5 protein-coding genes are annotated in these 3,796 nt (G+C 68.7%); 4 read left to right on the top strand and 1 reads right to left on the bottom strand.

Annotated features, from left to right (window positions below; translation table 11 throughout):
* Positions 1–133: 133 nt before the first annotated feature.
* On the top strand, positions 134–646 hold the full coding sequence (locus QZ483_RS13075) for a hypothetical protein (protein WP_297084727.1): 513 nt from the start codon (positions 134–136) through the stop codon (positions 644–646).
* Positions 647–735: 89 nt separating this feature from the next.
* Positions 736–1,272, top strand: coding sequence for a hypothetical protein (locus QZ483_RS13070; protein ID WP_297084726.1), 537 nt, complete (start codon positions 736–738; stop codon positions 1,270–1,272).
* A gap of 692 nt (positions 1,273–1,964) precedes the next feature.
* Here QZ483_RS13070 and QZ483_RS13065 read toward each other — a convergent pair.
* On the bottom strand, positions 1,965–2,807 hold the full coding sequence (locus tag QZ483_RS13065) for a RimK family alpha-L-glutamate ligase (protein WP_297084724.1): 843 nt from the start codon (positions 2,805–2,807) through the stop codon (positions 1,965–1,967).
* Positions 2,808–2,915: 108 nt separating this feature from the next.
* Here QZ483_RS13065 and QZ483_RS13060 point away from each other — a divergent pair, with 108 nt between their 5' ends.
* Positions 2,916–3,485 carry a hypothetical protein gene (locus QZ483_RS13060; protein WP_297084722.1) on the top strand — a complete coding sequence of 190 codons (570 nt, stop codon included), beginning with the start codon at positions 2,916–2,918 and terminating at the stop codon, positions 3,483–3,485.
* 48 nt (positions 3,486–3,533) lie between these two features.
* A partial coding sequence (locus QZ483_RS13055; protein ID WP_297084720.1) for a response regulator occupies positions 3,534–3,796 on the top strand: 263 nt, incomplete at its 3' end.

Below are 3,796 nucleotides of genomic sequence, written 5' to 3'. Positions count from 1 at the left end.
CCCGACCGTCATCCCAACAGTCCCCGGAACGCCTCCGCCGCACGCTCCGGCGCACCCTCGCCCAGCCCCAGGAACAGGCTTGGTCCATTGACGGACATGTAGGGTGCGGCACACCAGGAAGGCGGTGGGACGAGTGAGCCACGTAGCGAACGCGTCGCGCGACGTCCAATTGCTCATGCGTGGTCGCCACACCAAGAACGTCGTGTTCTTCATTGCCTCTCTCGCCGTGGCAACACCAGCCTTTCTGTTTGGCGCATGGGCCGGGCTCACGAAGCAGCGGTTCGCTCGGGCGTACATGCCGGATGGTTACCACGTCGCCGTAGGCGTCGGCTGCATACTGAGCCTCGCGTTCTTGTGGTACGCGCTCACGGTTCATCTCGCCCTTCTCCTCCGTTTCAGGCCCGTACTGTGCTTGCGCAACGGCGATGATGGCGTTGTGGTGATCGGGCCCGCCGGACGACGAAGGCTCATCGGCACGAAGGTGACGATGTCGACCGGCGGTGGTTTCGGACCTTTCGACAACCATTTCGTCCGGATCAAGGGCTCGCAAGGCGTCTACCATCTGCGCGTCTTCGGTCCCTTCGACCACGCGTCGCTGAGCAGTTGCGAGGGCTGGCTGGACTCTCTGCGTTCGGCGACACCGTAGACGGGTGGTCACCTCTCCGCACGCCTCGCTCGTCCAGCCGGACACGTATGCCCACGCCCGGTTGCCGCGGCCGCGCTACTGTCGCCAGCATGCTCGGTAGCAAGACGAAGGTGCGGCCGCTCTTCACCTTGAGCGCCGATGCGGACGCTGCCGCCACGACCCGGCGATCGCTTGGCGCGAGCCTCCTGTTCCTCGTTGTCGCCGTGGCCATGCTTCTGCTCGTAGGCACGTGGGGCATCAATCGCGGTCCGGTGGTCGACGTGGTCGCGTGGGGCGTAGGCGGCGGTGCCGTCGTGCTGGGTGTCCTCGGGTGTGCAGGTGGTTTGGCCGCGCGCTCGCGATTCCTCGGGAGGTGGCCTGTCGTCTGGATGGCAACTGGCCCGAGGGGCGCAGTGGTCGGACCACGTCTGTGGGTGACAGCCGGCCGCGGCATCGCCATCGGCGTGCGGCGTGAACAGCACTGGAGTGTCGAGCGGTTCGCGGGACCGACTGATGCGCCTGTCGAGAAGTGGCTGGTCGAAGGCGATGGCACGCCGTTCGTCGTCGTGGGTATCGAGGGCCAGATGGACGACTTCATTGCCGCGATCGAGAGCGCGGAACCTGGTGTGGGCACGGAGTCGCGATGAACGGCTTTGCTCGCCGATTGCTGGGGCAACACAGTGCATCCGATCGGAGCCAGTCGGCGGGCGCTGGTCTCAGGCTAACGGTGGGGTCCGACACGGGGTACAGGCTCGGTCACGTGATGGGCGTGTAGGGTGCGGCGCACGAGAGAAGCGAGGTACCGCGTGGACCACGAGGACCAACCACCGCGCGAAGTGCACGTGTACATGCGGCACGGACAGTTCCGCAGTGTCGCGGCTCTGATCGGCGTCGTTCTCGTTGCAGTGCCGTTGTTCGCCTATGGAGCTTGGGCCGGGTTGACGTTGCAGCGCAACGCGCGTGCGTACATGCCAGACGGGTACCACCTCGCAATGGGGAACCTGTCAATCGCAGCAGCGCTCGTCACGCTCTGGTGGGCCACCGTCCATGTCGTCATCCTTCTTCGGGTTCGGCCGGCCTTACGTATTGCCGAGGCCGGGGGTGATGTCGCGGTAGTTGGACCAGGTGGTCGACGCAAGAGAGTCGGACGTGATGTCGCGATGTCGGTCCGACATGAGGCCGGTCCCATGAACAGGCACACCGTGGTGTTGAGAGGCTCAAGGAGTGCTTACCGACTTCGTGTCCTCGGCGCTCTTGACGACGAGTCGCTGCGCGCTTGCGAGGACTGGCTGGCCTCTCGGCGTTCCGCGACTCGCTAACTACAGCGCTTTCGCGAGCCTCAGCCCAGCAGTCCCCGGAACGCCTCCGCCGCACGCTCCGGCGCACCCTCGCCCAGCCCCAGGAACAGGCTCGGCTCCGTGAGTTCCAGCTCCAACAGGACGGGGCCGTCGTCGCCCGGGAGCAGGTCCACGCGCGCGTAGGCCAGGTCCGGCACGCCGGCCAGCACGAAGTCCGCCAGCTCGCGCTCGGCGTCCGTCGCCTCGGTTGCCATGACCTTCTCGTCGGCATACAGCCCCGTGGACCAGGACATGCCCTGCGAGAGGATCGCGGCCTTGCGCGCCGCGTGGGAGAACTCGCCGCCCACGTAGATCAGCGCGGTCTCGCCCGCGGTGTCGACGGCAGACTGGTACGGCTGCACCATCGCGGTGCGGCCGTCCGCATGCAGCGACGTCACATGCGCCGCGGCGCCAGCCGCGTCGTCCTTCAGCATCTTCGCCCCCGCTGACCCGGCCCCGACGGAAGGCTTCACCACGATGTGCCCCGCCAGCGCATCGGCGTCGATGGACCCCCCGGGAGCCACGAACGTCGTCGGCACCGTCGGCACGCCGCGCCCCGCGAGGTCGAGCAGGTAGCGCTTGTCCGTGTTCCACCGGATGGTCTCGAGCGGGTTGTGCAGGCGCGAGACCTGCGACACGCGCTCGGCCCACGCGAGGAACGCGTCCAGGTGCTCGGTGTAGTTCCACGGCGAGCGCAGCAGGACTACCTCGTACGCCGCCCAGTCCACGGCGGGGTCGTCCCAGGCCGCCAGCTCGGCCTCGGGCAGGTGGGGAAGCAGCAGCTCCTCGTCGGCATCGGGGACGGGCATCTCGACGGTGGTCACGATGGCGATACGAGCGGTCATGACTCGAGGCTAGCGACTCCTCACACTGGCCCAACACACGCCTCCGTAGCGTCGTCAGTGGCGGGGCAGAGCAGCGTCGCCGGAGAGGACCACATGAGGACCACGACCATGAGCAGGACCCTCGCGGTGACGGCGGTGACACTGGGCGGGCTCGGGCTGTTCGCCGGGACGGCAGTCGCCGCGGCCACGACGGATGCCGGCAGCGAGGACGACAGCGACACCCGCGGGTGGCACGGCCACATGGGAGCCGATGCGGAGGAGACCCAGGCGCAGCTGGAGCAGTTCGCGCAGTGCCTCAGGGACAACGGCATCGACGTGCCGGAGATCGACGAGGACGACGAGCGCCCACTGCGCGGGGCGCGGTGGGGACTGCGCGGCGAGCTCCGCGCGGAGGCGCTCGCGAACCCCGAGGACTTCGCCGATGCGCGCGAGGCGTGCGGCGACTTGGCCCCCGAGGGCCCACTCCGCGGTCACCGACCGCTGCTGGACCGCGACGAGGCACAGGGACTGATGATCGAGTGCCTGCGCGAGGAGGGCATCTCCTCGACGGACGCGACCGAGCTCTGGGAGGAGGCCTTCGACACCTGCCACGAGGAGGTGCGCGACGAGTGGAGAAACGCCGCTCGGGACGCTCTCGACACGGAGACGGACTCGGCATCGGCTGACAGCACCGCGTAGCCCGGTAGTTTCGAGCAGGAGAGGGCCGATGCGGGAGAGGAGCCTCGCGTGCGCGTGCTAGTCGTGGAGGACCACGCGGCGCTCGCGCGCGAGGTGGCGCACGGGCTGCGCGCCGCCGGGCACGCGGTGGACGTCGCGGGCGACGGCGGCACGGCGCTGGAGAAGGCCGCCGTGCACGACTATGACGTGATGGTGCTCGACCGCGACCTGCCCGGCGTGCACGGCGACGAGGTGTGCCGGCGCGTGGTCGCCGCCGAGAACGCACCGCGCGTGCTGATGCTCACCGCCGCCGGACAGCTCGAGGACCTGGT

This window comes from uncultured Demequina sp., from assembly GCF_913055775.1.
In the GTDB taxonomy this organism is placed as follows: domain Bacteria; phylum Actinomycetota; class Actinomycetes; order Actinomycetales; family Demequinaceae; genus Demequina.
Note: the sequence above shows the minus strand (reverse complement) of the source record. Positions and strands in the feature narration are given on the sequence as shown.